This is a genomic window from Laedolimicola ammoniilytica (assembly GCF_025567165.1).
Classification (GTDB): domain Bacteria; phylum Bacillota; class Clostridia; order Lachnospirales; family Lachnospiraceae; genus Laedolimicola; species Laedolimicola ammoniilytica.
Map to the genome: position 1 here is coordinate 34,142 of NZ_JAOQKC010000026.1, position 15,770 is coordinate 49,911.

Genomic DNA, 15,770 nt, shown 5'->3' on the forward strand with positions numbered 1-15,770 from the left:
CCGGCTGCACTGCATTTTCTGTAAAAAAGAATGTGCCAATGGCACATTCTCGCGCCGAGGCGCGGTTGCTTCAGCAACCATCTACCACTGCGCCGAGTGCGCATCTTTGCAAGCTTTGCTTGCTTTCCATCTTTTATCTTGTCATCCCCATATACACAAACACCCGCCCGGTGATATCATCTGCCGTCACGGCTCCGAAGCTTCGGGAATCCTTCGAATTCTCCCGGTTGTCGCCCAGCGCGAAATAGCTATTTTCCGGAACGGTGTAGGGATAGGTTACGTCTTCGGATGTGGCTTCGGTTTTTCCTACGGCAGTCAGGGTGGCGTCTTTCACTCCATTGACCAAAAGCGCGCCCTCTTCCGAGAGCTCCACCACGTCGCCCGGCTCCGCCACCACGCGCTTGATGTATTCCACGCCGTCCGCCCGGTGGATGATGACCAGATCGCCGGTCTGATAGGACTCATCCAGCCGGTAGAAAAGCACCAGTTCGCCGTCTGTCAGGCCCGGCTCCATAGATTCGCCGCTTACCACCGCCAGACCAATGATATAATGAAAGGCCGCATAGACCAGCGCCACCAGCACAACACATTCCACGAGGAAGCACCGGAATTCTCTTCGCCGGTACAGCTTTTCTTTTCGTTCTTCCAGTATCTCGTCCACTGACTGAAGCTGTTCTTTTTTCATCTATATCTGTCTACTCCTGTTCTGCCAGTTCTACGATTCTCGTCTTCAGCAGGAGGAATCGCTCGTTCAGGCGCTCCAGCTCTTCGCTGATCATGGTCAGCTCCCGCTTCTGCTGCGCAGTCTTCTCGTCCATCTGCGCCTGCATTTCCCGACGGATCTCGATCCGGGCCGCAGCGATCTGCTCCTGCATTTTTTCGTAGGCTTCCTTCTGCTCCGCGTCGAATTTCTCCTTCATGGCCTGTTGCTCCTCAGCCAGCTTCTGCTGCTCTTCGGCGCGCTCCGCCGCCAGACGGGCTTTCATATCCTCCAGCTCTTCCTGCTGCTGTTTCCGCATCTGCTTTAACTGTCCCCGGTTCTGATCCCGCATCTGCTGGGCCCGGCTCTGGTACATCTTGTTCAGCTGCTGCATTTTCTCATAGACATCTTCTTTTTGAAATCCAAATATTCCACTCTTCAATTTCATATTCCTCACAAAATCTGTTATCTCCGGAAACTCCACCTCCACGGTATCCTGCACGATCTCGGGATATTCGAGAGGCTTGCCTTCCACGATTGCCTTGCTCTGGTCCTCCATGTGACGCTCCCCCTTCTTACGATATGATCTTCCGTACAAATTACTTGGTTTCATCATCATAATTATTTCATAATTATGATTCGCAGATTTATGAGAATTCGTTTCCGAATGAAATCTGCTCACACCTGAATCACGTTCATACGGCTTCCGCAGCAAGTGCTTCAGCCTGTCCTTTACCTTTTTCATAATACCTTATAATCCGCGATTTTACAATACTTATTGTATTTTCCCACTTTTTCTGTATGTTTTATCAAAAATTTGTATCTGGTCTGGTCATTTTGATAAAAACTGGCTATTTCAAAACAGCCAGTCAACGGTTATAGTAGCACCTGACAACAGCAGTGACACAGAGCGTGCACCTCTGTATGGATTCCATATAAATCTGCTGGGGAAAATAAGTAAGGAGGAAATGTAACTGTTATGGAAAAACAGAACAGTTGCAAGAAATTTATCTATGCAGACTACAGAAGCAGCCGCAGTAAAGAAGAGCGGCATCACCACCAGGGAACTCGTTATCGACGCAATGCTGATTGCGCTCACCTATATCTTTACCGCATTTGTCAACCTTCGCCTGCCCATCGCAGCCAACGGCGGACTGATTCATCTGGGAAATGTGCCGCTGTTCCTGGCTGCCATTATCTTCGGACGCCGCACCGGCACCCTGGCTGGCGCTTTCGGAATGGGTCTCTTTGACCTGCTGTCCGGCTGGTATCTCTGGGCTCCGTTCACCTTCGTCATCGTCGGCTTCATGGGCTTCACCGTAGGCGCTATCACCGAGAAGCATCACGGCTACGGCTGGAATGCGCTGGCTATCGCTGTTGCCTGTGTCATCAAGGTGGTCGGCTACTATATCGCCGAGGGCTTTATCTATGGCAACTGGATCGCTCCGGCAACCTCTATTCCGGGTAACCTGGTTCAGATCGGCGTCGCTGCTATCATCGTGATCCCCATTGCGGAGCGCCTGAGAATTACCGTTCAGAAGAGACTTTAAGTTTCGGTTCACTACTTTAAAGGAGGTTTTTACATGTACGAGATTATGACGCCCGGGCCTACACAGGTCCGGGAAAATGTGTTGGCAGCCAGAAGCCTGCCCTGTACCAATCCGGATCTGGATCCGGACTTTTATACATTCTATAAGGAGACCTGCGAGCTCATCAGCGCCCTGCTTCACACGAAGAATGAGGCGCTGATTCTGGGCGGTGAGGGCATCCTTGGCCTGGAAGCGGCCTGTGCCGGTCTCACGGAGCCGGGCGACCGGGTGCTGGTCATCGACAATGGCGTCTTCGGCAAAGGCTTTGCGGACTTTGTGAAGATGTACGGTGGGAATCCGGTGCTTTATACGGTGGATTATCTGGAGACGGTCGATGTGGACGCGCTGGCAGTTTATCTGGAGAAGGATCACAACTTCAAATACGCCACGGTGGTGCATTGCGACACCCCCAGCGGCGTGCTCAATGATATCGCGCGGATTTGTCCGCTGCTGAAATCCTATGGCATTCTGACCGTCGTGGATTCTGTCTCCGCCATGTTTGGCGAGGAGGTCCGTGTAGATGATTTTCAGATTGATTTGCTCTGCGGCGGCTCCCAGAAGGTGGTTTCCGCCCCTCCGGGACTGACCTTTGTGACGGTGAGCCCTGCTGCATGGGCGGCTATGAAGGAGCGTAAGACGCCGATTGCTTCGTTCTACGCGAATCTGATGACCTTTGACGGGTATTTTGAGAAGCAGTGGTTTCCGTATACCATGCCCATCAGTGATATCCGGGGCTTAAGGGCTGCCTTTGAGAATATTAAGGCGGATGCCAGCATCCTGGAGCGGCATGCGAAGATCGCCCAGGCAGTGCGGACGGCGCTGACTTCCTGCGGCTTGAAGCTGCATACGCGCAATGGGTATTCGAATACGGTGTCTGTGTTTGACGTACCGGAGGAGACGACCGCGGCTGCGATTCTGACGGCGGTGCGTGAAAAGTATAACATTATGCTGGCTGGATCCTTTGATGTGCTGGAAGGCCAGGTAATCCGGATTGGACACATGGGGGAAAATGCGTATCCTTCGAAGCTGGAGGCTGTAATGAAGGCGCTTGACGCGGTGCTGCCGGAGCTGGGCGTGCCGATGAAGGGATCTCTCACAGAAGCCTATTTGGATGCTTTGAAATAAGGTTTGTTTAAGACGGACGCGGCTGCGGGAAAAATTTTCCACGCTCGGGCACAATTAGGCCCTCCTTAGGAAATTTTTCCCGCAGCCGCTGTTTTTGTATATAACTACTTTAGAACTTTTTTAATTAGCTTAGTTTACATAAGTAGTCGTGTGGCTTCTATTTACTTTTTGATCTCTTCGGTTTCTACGATGAAGCGGACGCTTCCGGTCTTGCCCTCGGCAAGACCCGCGAAATTGTCATAGCTGTCGTCGGCTTCTTTCACTGCCCGCAGGCGGTTCATGACATTGCGGAAGTCGGAGCCTCCAAGCTTCATGAGCTCGTCGATGCCGTCGTCCTTGAAATCGCGGACACCGTCCCGCAGTTCGCTTACGCCGTCCAGGGCTTCCCCAAAAGCGTCGTAGAGCTCGCCGCCCGCGGTGCAGAGGGTGGTGCCGCCCTCTACGACTTTTTCCGTGCCTGCGTAGAGCTGGCTGACTCCTGTGGTGTAGGCTGTCAGGCCCTCGGTCAACTGTTTACTTCCGGCCGCCAGAGATGCCACCGATGTCTGCAGGGTCTTCTGCAGTTCTCCGGCGGAGGCTCCCGCTTCGCTGAGGGTCTTGGCGTAAGCCGCCAGCGCCTGTGCGTCTTCCGCTGTCAGGCCCAGGGTTTCCAGGGCTTTCTGCTGTGCTTCGCCTTCCGGGGTCGTCGGATCAGCGGCTGCCGCCGCTGCCAGGGCTCCCACGGTTTTTGCGAAGGCAGCCTGACCTGCCGTTGTGTCCGCACCGGTTGCAGCTTCCCCGCTTCCGCCCTCTGCGGGACTGCCAGTCATGCCGCCTGCTGCGCCCAGGGCTGTGTTCAGCTGCTCCAGACCGCTCTGCAATGCTGCCGCGCCATCGGTCAGCGACTTGTTGTTCTCATTCAGCTTGCCGACACCCTCCCAGACCTGCCTAGTGGCGTCCCGAAGCGCCGTCACACCGCTGGTATACTCATCCAGGTAGTCATAAAACTCCTTGAGGCCGTCATAGAGCTCCCCCACGCCCTCGTCCAGATCGTTCACACCGTCCTTCAGGTCATCCATGCCGTCCGCGAAGTCGTCTGCATCCTTCAGGTTTTCCGTATCCAGATCCTCCAAAAGCCCCGGCGTGATGATCGTAGCGGTAAATTCCAGCTCGAATTCTTTCGCGTCTGCGGTGACTTCCACGTATTCGGGAATGTCGATCTCTTCCGTCACTTCATATCCGGACAGCTGCAGGCTGTCCGCCAGTCCCGGCATGGCGTAGCCGATAACCATGTTCTGCTCGTCCATCTGCATCAGTTTTCCATTTTCCACCTCAATATTGGAGAAGATGTCTGATGGCAGTACCAGAGCCGACATGACCAGGAACGGCGTCTGTACTTCGTAGGCTTTCTTCTTTACGGTCACGGTTTCGGTGGCTGTATTTTCATAATCGAAGCGAATTCTCACCTGGCCGCTCTTTCCGGCCAGCTCCGCCGGACTGATCTGCTCTCCGTCCAGATAGTAGCTGACCTTCACCTTTACCGGCGGCTCTGCGTCGCTGGTTCCCTTATAGGAAATGTCCGCACCGTGATTCTTCCAGATCAGGCTTCCGTCGGAGCCCTGGCTGTATTCCTCGTCACCCCTGGTATTGCGGATATCCTTCAGATTGCTCTGATCCTGGATATCGGAGCCGTCGGTCGGATGCTTCAGCATGGTTTCCACAGTAATCTCTTTTGTATTTCCCTCGGCGTCTGATTTTATGTAAACTGTCTCCATCTTATCTTTTTCCATGGAGGAATCCTGATTTTCATAAGTCTCCTCTCCGGTCGTCCCGGAAGCGGTGTCCGCCGTAGACGTACTGGCCGCGGCATCCGTCCCGTCTTCCTCCGCGTTTTTCCTTTTTATTCCAAAGCTGACTGCCGCTCCCACTGCTACCACTACCAGCAGGGTCAGAAGCAGTCCCAGCTTCTCCTTCAGCAATTTCTTTCCGTTCATCTTCTCACTCCTCCCGGTTATTCTAACAGTTCAGTACCTGAACTGTTACAACTGCAAAATCCATGAAAATCGACTCCGCCGATGGGATTTTGCACTCCTGAATCACTTTCTTATGCCCTCAGCAGCAAGTGCTTCGGGCTGTACCGAACCATTACCAGTTATTCCACATTCTTCAGGGCTGCGTCCATGGGCACATGCCGGATTTTCCGGTATTCCAGAAGGGCCACCGCCAGGTAGGTTCCAAAGCCCATGACAAACATTTCCACGTAGATCTCCGGCCCGATATAGAAGGTAATCCAGCCACTGATACTTTGCAGCATCATCGCGCGGAACAGCACCACCATGACCTCATATTCGATGGGGAGACTGTTCAGCAGGAACAGGATCACCACGATTGTGGTTGACATAATGTATAATCCGCTGATTTCCCGGTTGGAATAGCCCAGAATCTTTGTCATGGAGATGGACTGGGCGTTCTTCTCGATGATGATTTTCGACAGCAGGTAGACCAGTACCATGAACATCAGCATGGCAAATCCATTGACCAGGCCCATCATGCTTCCCATGGACACGGTCAGCTGTCTGGATATCTTGGTCAGGGCCTCCGCGTCGATCATGGTGCCGATGTATTTCCCGTCGATGTCCGTGATTTCCGTGTCGGACAGATAGCCGCTGAAATAATCATTTCCCAGGTCGAACAGATCATTCACCTGCTTCTGGGGCATGAAGACAGTCAGGCCGCCCTCGTAATGGTAGACGTCGTCCACCCGGAAGGTATAGGCGTCGGTACCATACTCCTCGTACAGAGTGATCGTGTCGCCGGGCTCCAGCAGATACTTCTCCGCGTAAGCCGAGGAGATATACACGCCGTCATCCCGGAAATCAATGGGAATATACCGGCTGTCGTCCTGCAGGCCGTAGAGTGTTACACTCTCTTTCATATAGGGTTCATCCGGCGTATTCAGGGCGTAGGCCGTGAACTTCTCGGCGTCCTCGTTGTCCGTCTCCACCTCACTCTGGAAATACAGCATGGAAATCATACTTTCCAGCTTCTTATCCTCATTCATGGCGTCGTAGGGCACCTGCAGGATATACTGGTAATTGCAGAGCAGGTTCTGCTCGATTTCCGCCTGATAGTGGTCCAGCACCGCCGGAAGGGCCAGGCCGAACATCAGCAGCATATTGGCGAAAAGGATTCCGATAAAAAGAATCAGATAGTTACCCACATTCTGGAAAATGATCCTTAAGCGGAACCGGGTAAAGAACGGAATATGCTGACTCAGCGGCATGGCGTGTTTCTGCTTTCGTCGGCTCAAATCCCGCCGCAGAAACTTCAGCGGCGACAAGCCAAGCTTTCGCCGAAGCACCAGGTAATTGACCACCATCATCAGAAGTACCGGAACCACCGTGGTCTCCACAAAAGCCTCCGCGTTCCAGATGGTCACGTAGGTGGGCAGGCTGTAGCTGCCGTAATACATCCCGGCGCAGACCTCCTTCAGGGAGGTATAGCCCAGAATATTGCCGATCAGGGCGCTGACCAACGTCACGATGGTCGGCATGGTCATATAATGCCGGATCAGTTCATTTTTCGTATAACCGGAAGCCCGCAGGGTGCCGATCACATTGGCCTCCCTGGAAATGGTGTTGCTGGTGGTGATTCCGAAAACGAAAGCCATGATCAATATAACAATATACAAAAGGATGACCATCATGGCCTGGTCACTTCCCATATCGTCGCCGGTAAACTGAATGGCCTGGTTCTGATAAGCGGGAACGAAATTCTCCAGATCAGCCTCATTTAAGATACCCTGCATCAGATCCTCGGCGGCGTCCTGCTCGGGCTCGCCTTCCTCCGGCGGAACGTCGTATTTCCAGGCGTAATTCCAGTACAGCTCATCCTTACTGAAATTCGCGAACATCTCCGGCGTCACGATGGCCACGCCGAACTTCACCGCGTCAAACATACTGTCGTTATTGTCTGAAAAAAGACAACTGTAATCGGGCAAAGCCACCAGGCCGGTAATGATCCAGGAACGGGCGCCACTCTCCAGCCTGTCGCCAATAGTCAGGCCGTTATTGTCCGCATACATACGGTCGATGGCAATCTCGTCCGTGCCTGTGGGCATGGCGCCATCCATCAGGCAGACCAGATCTACCTGATCCCGATTCGGATAGATTCGGAGGGTACTGCCATTGGTCAGAGCCTCCTCCGCGTAAAACAGGTCGTAGACCGTCACGCCCAGCTCCTGAATGGTTTTCAGCTGGGCTTTATTGGCCTTTTCGCCCAGCCGGAAGTTTCCATCCTCGATATTGTATTTTTCAAAACCCTCGTTATAGGCAATGATCATGCTGCCGTCCGCCACCAGAAAGCCCGATACCAGGCTGATGGTTCCGGCCAGCAGAAGGAAAATCACCAGATATTTTCCAATTTCACTTTTCAGCTCGCGCAATAAGCGCTTCCGCAGCGGATTTTTCATACGTTTCCCCCTACCATTCCAGATCCTCTGCCGGAATCTTGTGAACGTTTCGGTAGTCCTTGCGGATCATGCCGTCTCGAAGCCGCACCACACGGTCCGCCATATCCTTGATGGCATCGTTGTGAGTCACCATGATGACGGTGTTGCCGTACTTCTGGTTGACGGTCTCGATGAGCTTCAGGATGTCCTTGGAGGTCTGATAGTCCAGGGCTCCGGTGGGCTCGTCGCAGAGCAGAATATCCGGATTCTTCACGATAGCGCGGCCGATGGCCGTACGCTGCTGCTGGCCGCCGGAAAGCTGGTTCGGCAGCTTTCTCCGATGGTCGTAGAGACCCAGGGTATGGAGCAGCTCGTCCACGTCCAGGGGCCTGTCGCTGAGGTAAGCGCCCACTTCAATATTTTCCCGGACGGTCAGGTTCGGGATCAGGTTATACATCTGAAAAATGTACCCTAAGTGCTTCCGGCGGTAGGCCGTCAGCTTCTTCTCTTTCATATCGGCCATCCGCTCGCCTTCGATGCAGATGTCGCCCTCGTCGGCCGCGTCGATGCCGCCGATGATATTCAGGAGCGTGGATTTACCGGAACCGGAAGGCCCCAGCAGCACGCAGAATTCGCCCCGCTCCATGGACAGGTTGATGCCCTTCAGCACCTCTACCCGGCTGTCGCCGGAGCCGAAGGATTTTTTGATATCGTTGATGGTAAGAAACATGACTCCCTCCCAGGTATACTGTATTTCACCAGTTAGTTAATGCGAACTAACTTTACAGGGCAATTATAGTACATGACGCAGGAGATTTCCATACTTTTTTACTCAATTTTTGTATTTCGACCAATAAAAAAGAATCCTGCGAAGCAGGATTCTCCGCCTGCGGCGAGTGCGCATCTTTGCAAGCTCTGCTTGCTTTTATGGAATAGGGAATTCTATCGGAATTTCCTATTCCATAAAAAATGCACAGAACCATGTCCCAAAACATAATCCTGTGCATTCTCAGCCTTATTATTAAACGATACCTGAAACAGAATTTACCGGGCGCCCCTTACGCGTCTGCCTTCGGACTTCGAAGCCCTCTGGTATTCTTCTCCACCAGCCGTCTGGCAATCATAATCTGATGCCCGCAGCCCATGCATTTCAGGCGAAAATCCGCGCCTACCCGTAAGATCTCCCACTCGGAGCTTCCGCAGGGGTGCGCCTTTTTTAATTTTACGATATCTCCTACTTTATATTCCACTTAAAACCTCTCCGATATTACCCTGGATCAGCAGATCTGCGCTGGCATCCCGGGGCGTCGCGTCCCGGTTGATGACCACCAGATGCTTTCCGGTAAAATAATCTATCAATCCTGCTGCCGGATACACCGCCAGGGACGTTCCGCCGATGATCAGCATATCCGCTTGGGAGATGGCCCGCACCGCGCCCCGAATGGTCGCGTCGTCCAGCCCCTCCTCGTAGAGCACCACATCCGGCTTGATAATTCCGCCGCACTCGCACCGGGGCACGCCCTCGGAATGCAGCATATACTCCATATCATAGAACTTTCCGCACTTCTGACAATAATTCCGGTGCACCGAGCCGTGCAGCTCATAGACCCGCTTGCTTCCGGCCATCTGATGAAGCCCGTCGATATTCTGGGTCACGACAGCGTTCAGCTTACCCGTAGCCTCCAGCTCCGCCAGCTTCCTATGGGCCGCATTGGGCTTCGCCTCCGGGCAGAGCAGCTTTTTCCGGTAAAACCGGTAGAACTCCTCCGGTTCCCGCACGAAAAAGCTGTGGCTGATGATGGTCTCCGGCGGATACTTCCACTCCTGATGGTAGAGGCCGTCCACGCTCCGGAAATCCGGAATGCCGCTCTCGGTGGACACGCCCGCTCCGCCGAAAAAGACGATAGAGCTGCTCTCCTCCACATACTGCTTCAAAAGCTTTACCTTATCTTCCGCTGCTGCCACGATCATCCCTCCTGTTCACTTCGTTTACAGCATACTAATATAACTTCTTCGCATGCACCAAAAACCGCTTCTCCCCATGCTTCGTACAGGTAGACAGCGTAATGATCGAATCCTCCCTGGTCACCGTCACGCTGGTATCGTACAACGACCGGCCCTTGATGGTCTTCAGATACTCCTCATAAGTCTCATCCGGCGCGAAGCCGATGGTATAGCTGTCGCTGTCCGCATCTGCCTCGTACACCGAGAAGATCTGATACGCATGGGTGCCGTCCGCCAGATCCACATAGACATTGGGATGAGCTACCAGATAGGACGCGGAACGATACTCCTTCAGCCCCGCAAACATGGAGCCGTTCTTCATATTATGTCCGTAAATAATCGTATGTAAATCCGTGAAATCCGCGCTGTTCAGGGTCTCCACGAAGATACTGCCCGCGCCGTTCACCTTCTTGCTGAAGGTATGATTCAGATAATAGGAATCGTCGGTCGTATGCATCAGCGGATAACTGATCTGCGTCCCCGGGATCTGAATCCATCCCACGGTGTCGGAATTCTGAGCCTGCAGCTCGCTGATCGCCACGCGCTGCACCCGCTCCTCCGAAGCGTCTTCTGCCTCGGTATCATCTGCATTTTCACCGTCCTCTGCAGCCGTCTGAACCACTTCCTCCGCCGGATCTCCGGACACGTAGGTCTGTAGCTTATCATACTCATCGGTTCCCGCCTTATACTCCAGGAAAATAGTGGACAGCTGCCAGATGCTGACGCCCAGCACCACCACGCAGATGACCAGCACCACCAGAATCGGCAGAGGCATTTTCCCTTTTTTCTTCTTTCTTGTTTCGTCCGCCATCATAGCCTCCTCGTCACTCCTCATTGATTTCTCATTTTACCAGACCAGGCGGGAAAAATCCAGCTCTTCCTGCCCACAGACCGCCACACTGAGCGCCTCTTCCGGGAGCTGCCAGCTCTTTATATACCAGCGGCCCTCCCGCAGATCCTGCGACACCATATTCCCCGTCGTATCAAAGGCGTCCAAGGAAAGCCGCAGTCCCTCGCCGACCGCCTTCAGGAAGCTCTCCTTCCGCACCCAGAGGTCGCAAAACTGCCGCACCGGCTCCGCCGTATCCCGGGAAATAGTTCCGCCGCAGAGCCGCGTCATCGCCTCCCGCTCCCGTGGGTGCATTTTATCCACTATCCGCTGCCATTTCGGGTGTGTTCTCCACATTTCGATGTCGATACCCACCGGTTTGTCCCCAAAGGCACAGGCCGCGTAAGGCCCGCTGTGGGAAATGCTGATGTGGAGATCGGGCCGTCCTGCCAGGCAGGGCTTCCCCTTTTCATCCTTCTCCACAAGACACGAGGCCGCCGGAATTCCATATGCAGTTTCCAGCGCGGACGCAAGCAGGCGGCGGGCCGCCACAGACGGATTTTCGCCCTTTTTTGTCCGTATCAGACGGATTTCTACCATTTACCAGTCCCTATTCCTCTGAAAATAAGATCTGCTCTACCAGCTCAGCCGCATCTTCAATACAGCCGTCGCAGGAACGTAAGGGATGTCCGGTCTCCACACCCTTCAGATCTTTACAGACCGTGGCGCCGTTTTTCTTCTGAAACCCCTCCACGATCTTTTTGGAGATCTGATAGGTCTTTCCCTTGCTCATGGGTGCTTCCAGATCGCCGCAGCTGTTCTTCAGTCCTGCCAGCATTACTGCGCCGGATACCGCGCCGCAGGTGGCCTGCATGCCGCCCATGCCAAGCCCAAAGGCCTCCGTCGCCCGAAATGCGCTCTGCTCGTCCATGCCCACCAGGTCACAGTAGGCGCACGCCACAGCCTGGGCGCAGTTATAACCCTTCTTATGATTTTCCAGTGTCTTCTGTACTCTGCTTTCCATTTTTTACATTCTCCTTTTTACTTTTTCTGCTTATCCAGCATCTCCTGCAGTGCTTCGTCGCTGTCGGAGATCCACACGTCCTCTTCCTCCGCGTTCAGTCCCAGATACTCTCTTAAGGTGCAGGTCTCGTCGCTGTTGCCCCAGTCCTCGATGTATTTGTCGATGGCCTCAAAGGGCAACTCGCCCGCCAGATATTTCTCCTTGAATTTCATAACTCCCTCCCGTTCCTTCCATTGTCCTTGTATCAGATGCTTCCAGACCTTTCTGCCCGTTTTTCTTCTCCGTTCAGTATACTACAGTTTGACTGATTCTACAAAGTTTTTTACACTTTCTGCCGGAAAAAACAGCCACATTTTCCACATTGACAGCCCTTTTTCTTTCCTGTACACTAATTTTACTATCACATTTACAGAAGAAGGTACTTATCATGCAAGTGACACCGCATATGCTTCTCATCGTCTGTCCGCTGGTCTTTCTGGCGGGCTTCGTGGACTCCATCGGCGGAGGCGGAGGACTGATCTCCCTTCCGGCCTACCTGTTCGCGGGCGTTCCGCCCCACACAGCCCTGGCCACAAACAAGCTGTCTTCCTCCATCGGAACCACTGTATCCGCCACCCGGCTTTTCAAATATATGGATCTGCCCCTGGCCGGTGCCTGCGTGATCTGCTCCATCCTGGGATCCTGGGGCGGCTCCTCCCTGGCACTGCTGGCCAGCGAAGAGCTGGTGCGCTTTATGCTGTTGCCGGTTCTGCCCGTAGTGGCCTACTACGTGCTCCGTAAAAAGGATCTGAATGTCACAGAAAAGGAACCCCTTTCCCGTCGGAATACCTTTCTGGTCTCCATGCCCGCCTCCATGCTCATCGGTCTCTACGACGGCTTCTACGGCCCGGGCACCGGAACCTTCCTGATTCTTGTATACACGGGACTGTCCCGGCTCGATCTCCTGACTGCCTCCGCCAATACCAAGGCTGTCAATCTGGCCTCCAATCTGGGCGCGCTGACTGTCTTTCTGCTGAACGGTAAGGTCTGCCTGCCCCTGGGGCTTCCGGCAGCCGCCTGCTGCGTGGCCGGGCACTTCATCGGCTCCGGCATGGTCGTGAAGAACGGCTCCCGGATCGTCCGTCCCATCATTCTTCTGGTCCTTGCAATCCTGTTTATAAAAATCCTGCTCGGTCTGTAAATCAGATCGGCAGGATTTTTCTTCTGTGTTTCTATCTATTTTTCTCCGGGTTCAGCTCATTGCCCTCAGCCAGAAGTACCCGGATATCGGCATGAATGACCGGCTTGCTTTTATGGAATAGGGAATTCTATCAGAATTTCCTATTCCATAAAAAAAGATAACTCATCGAGTTATCTTTTTTTAGAGGCGACAACCAGATTTGAACTGGTGATCAGGGTGTTGCAGACCCACGCCTTACCACTTGGCTATGTCGCCATCAACTATTAGATTATATCACAACGAATCGAGTTCGTCAAGATATAAATGACTCCTACGGGAATCGAACCCGTGTTACCGCCGTGAAAGGGCGATGTCTTAACCGCTTGACCAAGGAGCCTTATTTATCTGCCCCTTTGGGTGGGCGTTAGCTCGGTTCTTTTGCCGTGCCCGATTATATTATCATACTTTCTATCTGTTTGCAAGGGTTTTTTCGGGTTTTCTCGAAAAAAGTTATCGCCAGATTTTCACCACCCAGGCGTGGATTGGCAGAAACCCGGTGATAACTTTTTTCTGGATTTTATTGGTTCACTACGTTCTCCGGCGCGCCTGACAGGAATGCCTTTACATTGTTCACAGCGCAGTCCATGATACGCTGACGGGCTTCTTTTGTCGCCCAGGCAATGTGGGGTGTGATAAAACAGTTCTTCGCGGTGAGCAGCGGGTTATCGCCCTTAATGGGTTCCGCACTTACCACGTCCACTGCCGCAGCCCGTATCTTACCGCTGTTCAGCGCGTCTGCCAGATCCTGCTCCACAACGAGCGGGCCGCGGCCATTGTTCAGGAGAATGACGCCGTCCTTCATTTTCGCAATAGTCGCCTGATTAATAATGCCTTCTGTCTCCGGGAACAACGGGCAGTGCAGGGAAATCACATCCGATTCTGCCAACAGTGTATCTAAGTTTACATAAGTTCCGATAGCTTTGCCGCTCGCGTACTCATGAGGCGAATGCGCCAGTACCTTCATGCCAAATGCCTTCGCGATAGTTCCTACCTTCTGGCCGATCCGGCCAAATCCGATGATACCCATGGTCTTGCCTGCCAGTTCGATCTGGGGATAATCGCAGAAGCAGAAGTCCGGGCTCTGCTCCCAGCGGCCTGCGTGTACGGCTTCGGAATGATGTGCCACGTGATGGCAGATTTCCAGCAGCAGCGCGAAGGTGAACTGGGCTACTGTATCCGTGCCGTAGCCCGGTACATTGGTGACCGGAATGCCTTTCTTAGCGGCGTAGGTATAGTCTACTACATTGTAACCGGTAGCCAGTACGCCGATATAGCGGATGGACGGGCAGCTGTCCAGTACCCTCTTTGTGATGGGCGTTTTATTGGTAATGACGATTTCTGCCTCTCCGATACGCGAGATCGCCTCATCCTCATCAGTCAGAGAGCTTCTGTCATATACAATAAACTCTCCCAGCTCCTCCAGTCTGCTCCAGCTCAGATCGCCTGGATTTTCTGTATAGCCGTCTAATACTACGATTTTCATTGTATGTTCTCCTTATAATTTTTATGAGATTCTAATATATTATCATATTCGACAAGGTATCCTATCTGCCGCTATTATAGCATATTCTATCCCTTCATAAAACTTGCTTTTTATGCGGTGTTTGATTTTCCTTTTCTTCTATCTTTCACCTGACCCTATGAAAAATTGCGCAAAATCTCCCTCTCGCTGTCTTGCCACCTGGCAGGACAGGTGTTACAATATAAAAAGATAAGTTGGGAAAAAGACGTGCAAACTAATGAAATACCCTTCGGGTATACCTGGATGCGCAAAAAGGATTGCGCAAGTTAAGGAAAGGAGTCTCACAATATCATGACAACCTCACAGCGTAGAACAGAGATTTTACAGATTTTGAAAAAGGCTGATACTCCGGTGGCTGCCAAGGAGCTGGCAGCGCATTTTGGGGTGAGCCGTCAGGTGATTGTGCAGGATATGGCCGTGATACGTGTCTCCACACCCGGAATTCTGTCCACCACCCGGGGCTACGTCCTTCAGCAGGACAATGGCAGTGCCCGGGAATTTAAGGTCTGCCACACGCCGGAGCAGACAGCCGACGAGATGAACCTCATCGTAGACTGTGGCGGTCACATCAAAAATATCAGTATCAGCCACCGTCTCTATGGCCGCATCTCCGCCGACATGGATATCCGTTCCCGGCAGGATGTGAATGAATTCATGGAAACCCTGAAGAACAGCCGCTCCAGCGTCTTAAGCAACGTCACCTCCGGCTACCACTATCATCTGGTCGCTGCCGACAGTCAGAAGCGTCTGGATATGATTCAGGCGAAACTGCAGGAGGCCGGCTTCCTGGCCCCATTGCAGCCCTGGGAACAAGTACAGTAAAATATTAACTTAGAAATGGGACTTCGCCTGAATTTACTCGGGAAGTCCCGTTTCTATATCTATATTTCCTTTGTAAAAATTATTTTTACTTGATATTTATTCTCTATTTCCTGTGATAATTAATTTCTCGGATAAGCTATTGGTAAAATGATTTTTATATAGAAAAAACCTGCAAGCAACGCTTACAGGTTTTTAAAGCTCCCCGAGTAGGGCTCGAACCTACGACATTTCGGTTAACAGCCGAACGCTCTACCACTGAGCTATCGAGGAATATTTAATTCAGATACCATAATACCTGATCACTCAACGCTTGTCAAGTGTTCAGGTACTTCCTTGTACCTTCAAAACTATATACTGCATATCTTTTAGACATTTTCTATCCTATGACGCTTCGCGTTCCGCTTTCGCTTCACACTCTTGGTCAAGCCCTCGACCTATTAGTAACAGTCAGCTCCATGTGTTACCACACTTCCACCTCTGCCCTATCTACCTTGTCGTCTTCAAGGG

Annotated in this window: 16 protein-coding genes, 3 tRNA genes and 1 rRNA gene; 4 read left to right on the forward strand and 16 right to left on the reverse strand. The window is 52.6% G+C overall.

Annotated features, from left to right (window positions below):
- Nucleotides 1-133 precede the first annotated feature (133 nt).
- Nucleotides 134-685 carry a signal peptidase I gene (gene lepB, locus OCV63_RS14930; protein ID WP_158365104.1) on the reverse strand — a complete coding sequence of 184 codons (552 nt, stop codon included), beginning with the start codon at nucleotides 683-685 and terminating at the stop codon, nucleotides 134-136.
- Nucleotides 686-695: 10 nt separating this feature from the next.
- Nucleotides 696-1,259, reverse strand: coding sequence for a hypothetical protein (locus OCV63_RS14935; protein ID WP_158365105.1), 564 nt, complete (start codon nucleotides 1,257-1,259; stop codon nucleotides 696-698).
- Nucleotides 1,260-1,713: 454 nt separating this feature from the next.
- On the opposite strand from OCV63_RS14935, the gene OCV63_RS14940 reads away from it, so the two are divergent.
- The gene (locus tag OCV63_RS14940; RefSeq protein ID WP_158365106.1) at nucleotides 1,714-2,250 is read left to right on the forward strand and encodes an ECF transporter S component; all 537 of its coding nucleotides are present in this window, start codon (nucleotides 1,714-1,716) and stop codon (nucleotides 2,248-2,250) included.
- 33 nt (nucleotides 2,251-2,283) lie between these two features.
- Nucleotides 2,284-3,414, forward strand: a complete 1,131-nt coding sequence (locus OCV63_RS14945; protein ID WP_158365107.1) for a pyridoxal-phosphate-dependent aminotransferase family protein — start codon at nucleotides 2,284-2,286, stop codon at nucleotides 3,412-3,414.
- A 161-nt stretch (nucleotides 3,415-3,575) separates the two neighbouring features.
- On the opposite strand, the gene OCV63_RS14950 is transcribed toward OCV63_RS14945, so the two are convergent.
- The 9 genes from OCV63_RS14950 to OCV63_RS14990 all read right to left on the reverse strand — a co-directional run bounded on the left by OCV63_RS14950 (nucleotide 3,576) and on the right by OCV63_RS14990 (nucleotide 11,912).
- Complete coding sequence (locus OCV63_RS14950) at nucleotides 3,576-5,387, reverse strand: hypothetical protein (RefSeq protein WP_158365108.1); 1,812 nt, start codon at nucleotides 5,385-5,387, stop codon at nucleotides 3,576-3,578.
- 158 nt (nucleotides 5,388-5,545) lie between these two features.
- Complete coding sequence (locus OCV63_RS14955) at nucleotides 5,546-7,864, reverse strand: ABC transporter permease (RefSeq protein ID WP_158365109.1); 2,319 nt, start codon at nucleotides 7,862-7,864, stop codon at nucleotides 5,546-5,548.
- Nucleotides 7,865-7,874: 10 nt separating this feature from the next.
- The gene (locus OCV63_RS14960; RefSeq protein WP_158365110.1) at nucleotides 7,875-8,573 is read right to left on the reverse strand and encodes an ABC transporter ATP-binding protein; all 699 of its coding nucleotides are present in this window, start codon (nucleotides 8,571-8,573) and stop codon (nucleotides 7,875-7,877) included.
- Between the two features lie 328 nt (nucleotides 8,574-8,901).
- A complete protein-coding gene (locus OCV63_RS14965) occupies nucleotides 8,902-9,093 on the reverse strand; it encodes a DUF951 domain-containing protein (RefSeq protein WP_158365111.1) in 192 nt (63 codons plus the stop codon).
- Nucleotides 9,083-9,808, reverse strand: coding sequence for an NAD-dependent protein deacylase (locus OCV63_RS14970; protein ID WP_262670899.1), 726 nt, complete (start codon nucleotides 9,806-9,808; stop codon nucleotides 9,083-9,085). The genes OCV63_RS14965 and OCV63_RS14970 overlap by 11 nt, the downstream gene beginning before the upstream one ends.
- Nucleotides 9,809-9,842: 34 nt before the next feature.
- Nucleotides 9,843-10,682 carry a class B sortase gene (gene srtB, locus OCV63_RS14975; protein WP_158365113.1) on the reverse strand — a complete coding sequence of 280 codons (840 nt, stop codon included), beginning with the start codon at nucleotides 10,680-10,682 and terminating at the stop codon, nucleotides 9,843-9,845.
- Nucleotides 10,683-10,694: 12 nt separating this feature from the next.
- A complete protein-coding gene (locus OCV63_RS14980) occupies nucleotides 10,695-11,276 on the reverse strand; it encodes a 4'-phosphopantetheinyl transferase family protein (protein WP_158365114.1) in 582 nt (193 codons plus the stop codon).
- Between the two features lie 10 nt (nucleotides 11,277-11,286).
- Nucleotides 11,287-11,700 (reverse strand): C-GCAxxG-C-C family protein, encoded by a 414-nt coding sequence (locus tag OCV63_RS14985; protein ID WP_158365115.1) that lies wholly within the window; start codon nucleotides 11,698-11,700, stop codon nucleotides 11,287-11,289.
- A gap of 17 nt (nucleotides 11,701-11,717) precedes the next feature.
- Nucleotides 11,718-11,912, reverse strand: a complete 195-nt coding sequence (locus OCV63_RS14990; protein ID WP_158365116.1) for a hypothetical protein — start codon at nucleotides 11,910-11,912, stop codon at nucleotides 11,718-11,720.
- Between the two features lie 215 nt (nucleotides 11,913-12,127).
- On the opposite strand from OCV63_RS14990, the gene OCV63_RS14995 reads away from it, so the two are divergent.
- A complete protein-coding gene (locus OCV63_RS14995) occupies nucleotides 12,128-12,880 on the forward strand; it encodes a sulfite exporter TauE/SafE family protein (RefSeq protein ID WP_331485573.1) in 753 nt (250 codons plus the stop codon).
- 184 nt (nucleotides 12,881-13,064) lie between these two features.
- On the opposite strand, the gene OCV63_RS15000 is transcribed toward OCV63_RS14995, so the two are convergent.
- The 3 genes from OCV63_RS15000 to OCV63_RS15010 all read right to left on the reverse strand — a co-directional run bounded on the left by OCV63_RS15000 (nucleotide 13,065) and on the right by OCV63_RS15010 (nucleotide 14,402).
- A tRNA-Cys gene (locus tag OCV63_RS15000) sits at nucleotides 13,065-13,135 on the reverse strand.
- A 49-nt stretch (nucleotides 13,136-13,184) separates the two neighbouring features.
- Nucleotides 13,185-13,256: transfer RNA gene (locus OCV63_RS15005), tRNA-Glu, on the reverse strand.
- 180 nt (nucleotides 13,257-13,436) lie between these two features.
- A complete protein-coding gene (locus OCV63_RS15010; RefSeq protein ID WP_158365117.1) occupies nucleotides 13,437-14,402 on the reverse strand; it encodes a D-2-hydroxyacid dehydrogenase in 966 nt (321 codons plus the stop codon).
- Between the two features lie 330 nt (nucleotides 14,403-14,732).
- On the opposite strand from OCV63_RS15010, the gene OCV63_RS15015 reads away from it, so the two are divergent.
- Nucleotides 14,733-15,263, forward strand: a complete 531-nt coding sequence (locus tag OCV63_RS15015; RefSeq protein WP_158365118.1) for a transcription repressor NadR — start codon at nucleotides 14,733-14,735, stop codon at nucleotides 15,261-15,263.
- 198 nt (nucleotides 15,264-15,461) lie between these two features.
- Here OCV63_RS15015 and OCV63_RS15020 read toward each other — a convergent pair.
- Nucleotides 15,462-15,533 (reverse strand) — tRNA-Asn (locus OCV63_RS15020).
- 147 nt (nucleotides 15,534-15,680) lie between these two features.
- A 23S ribosomal RNA gene (locus OCV63_RS15025) occupies nucleotides 15,681-15,770 on the reverse strand; the annotation flags it as partial.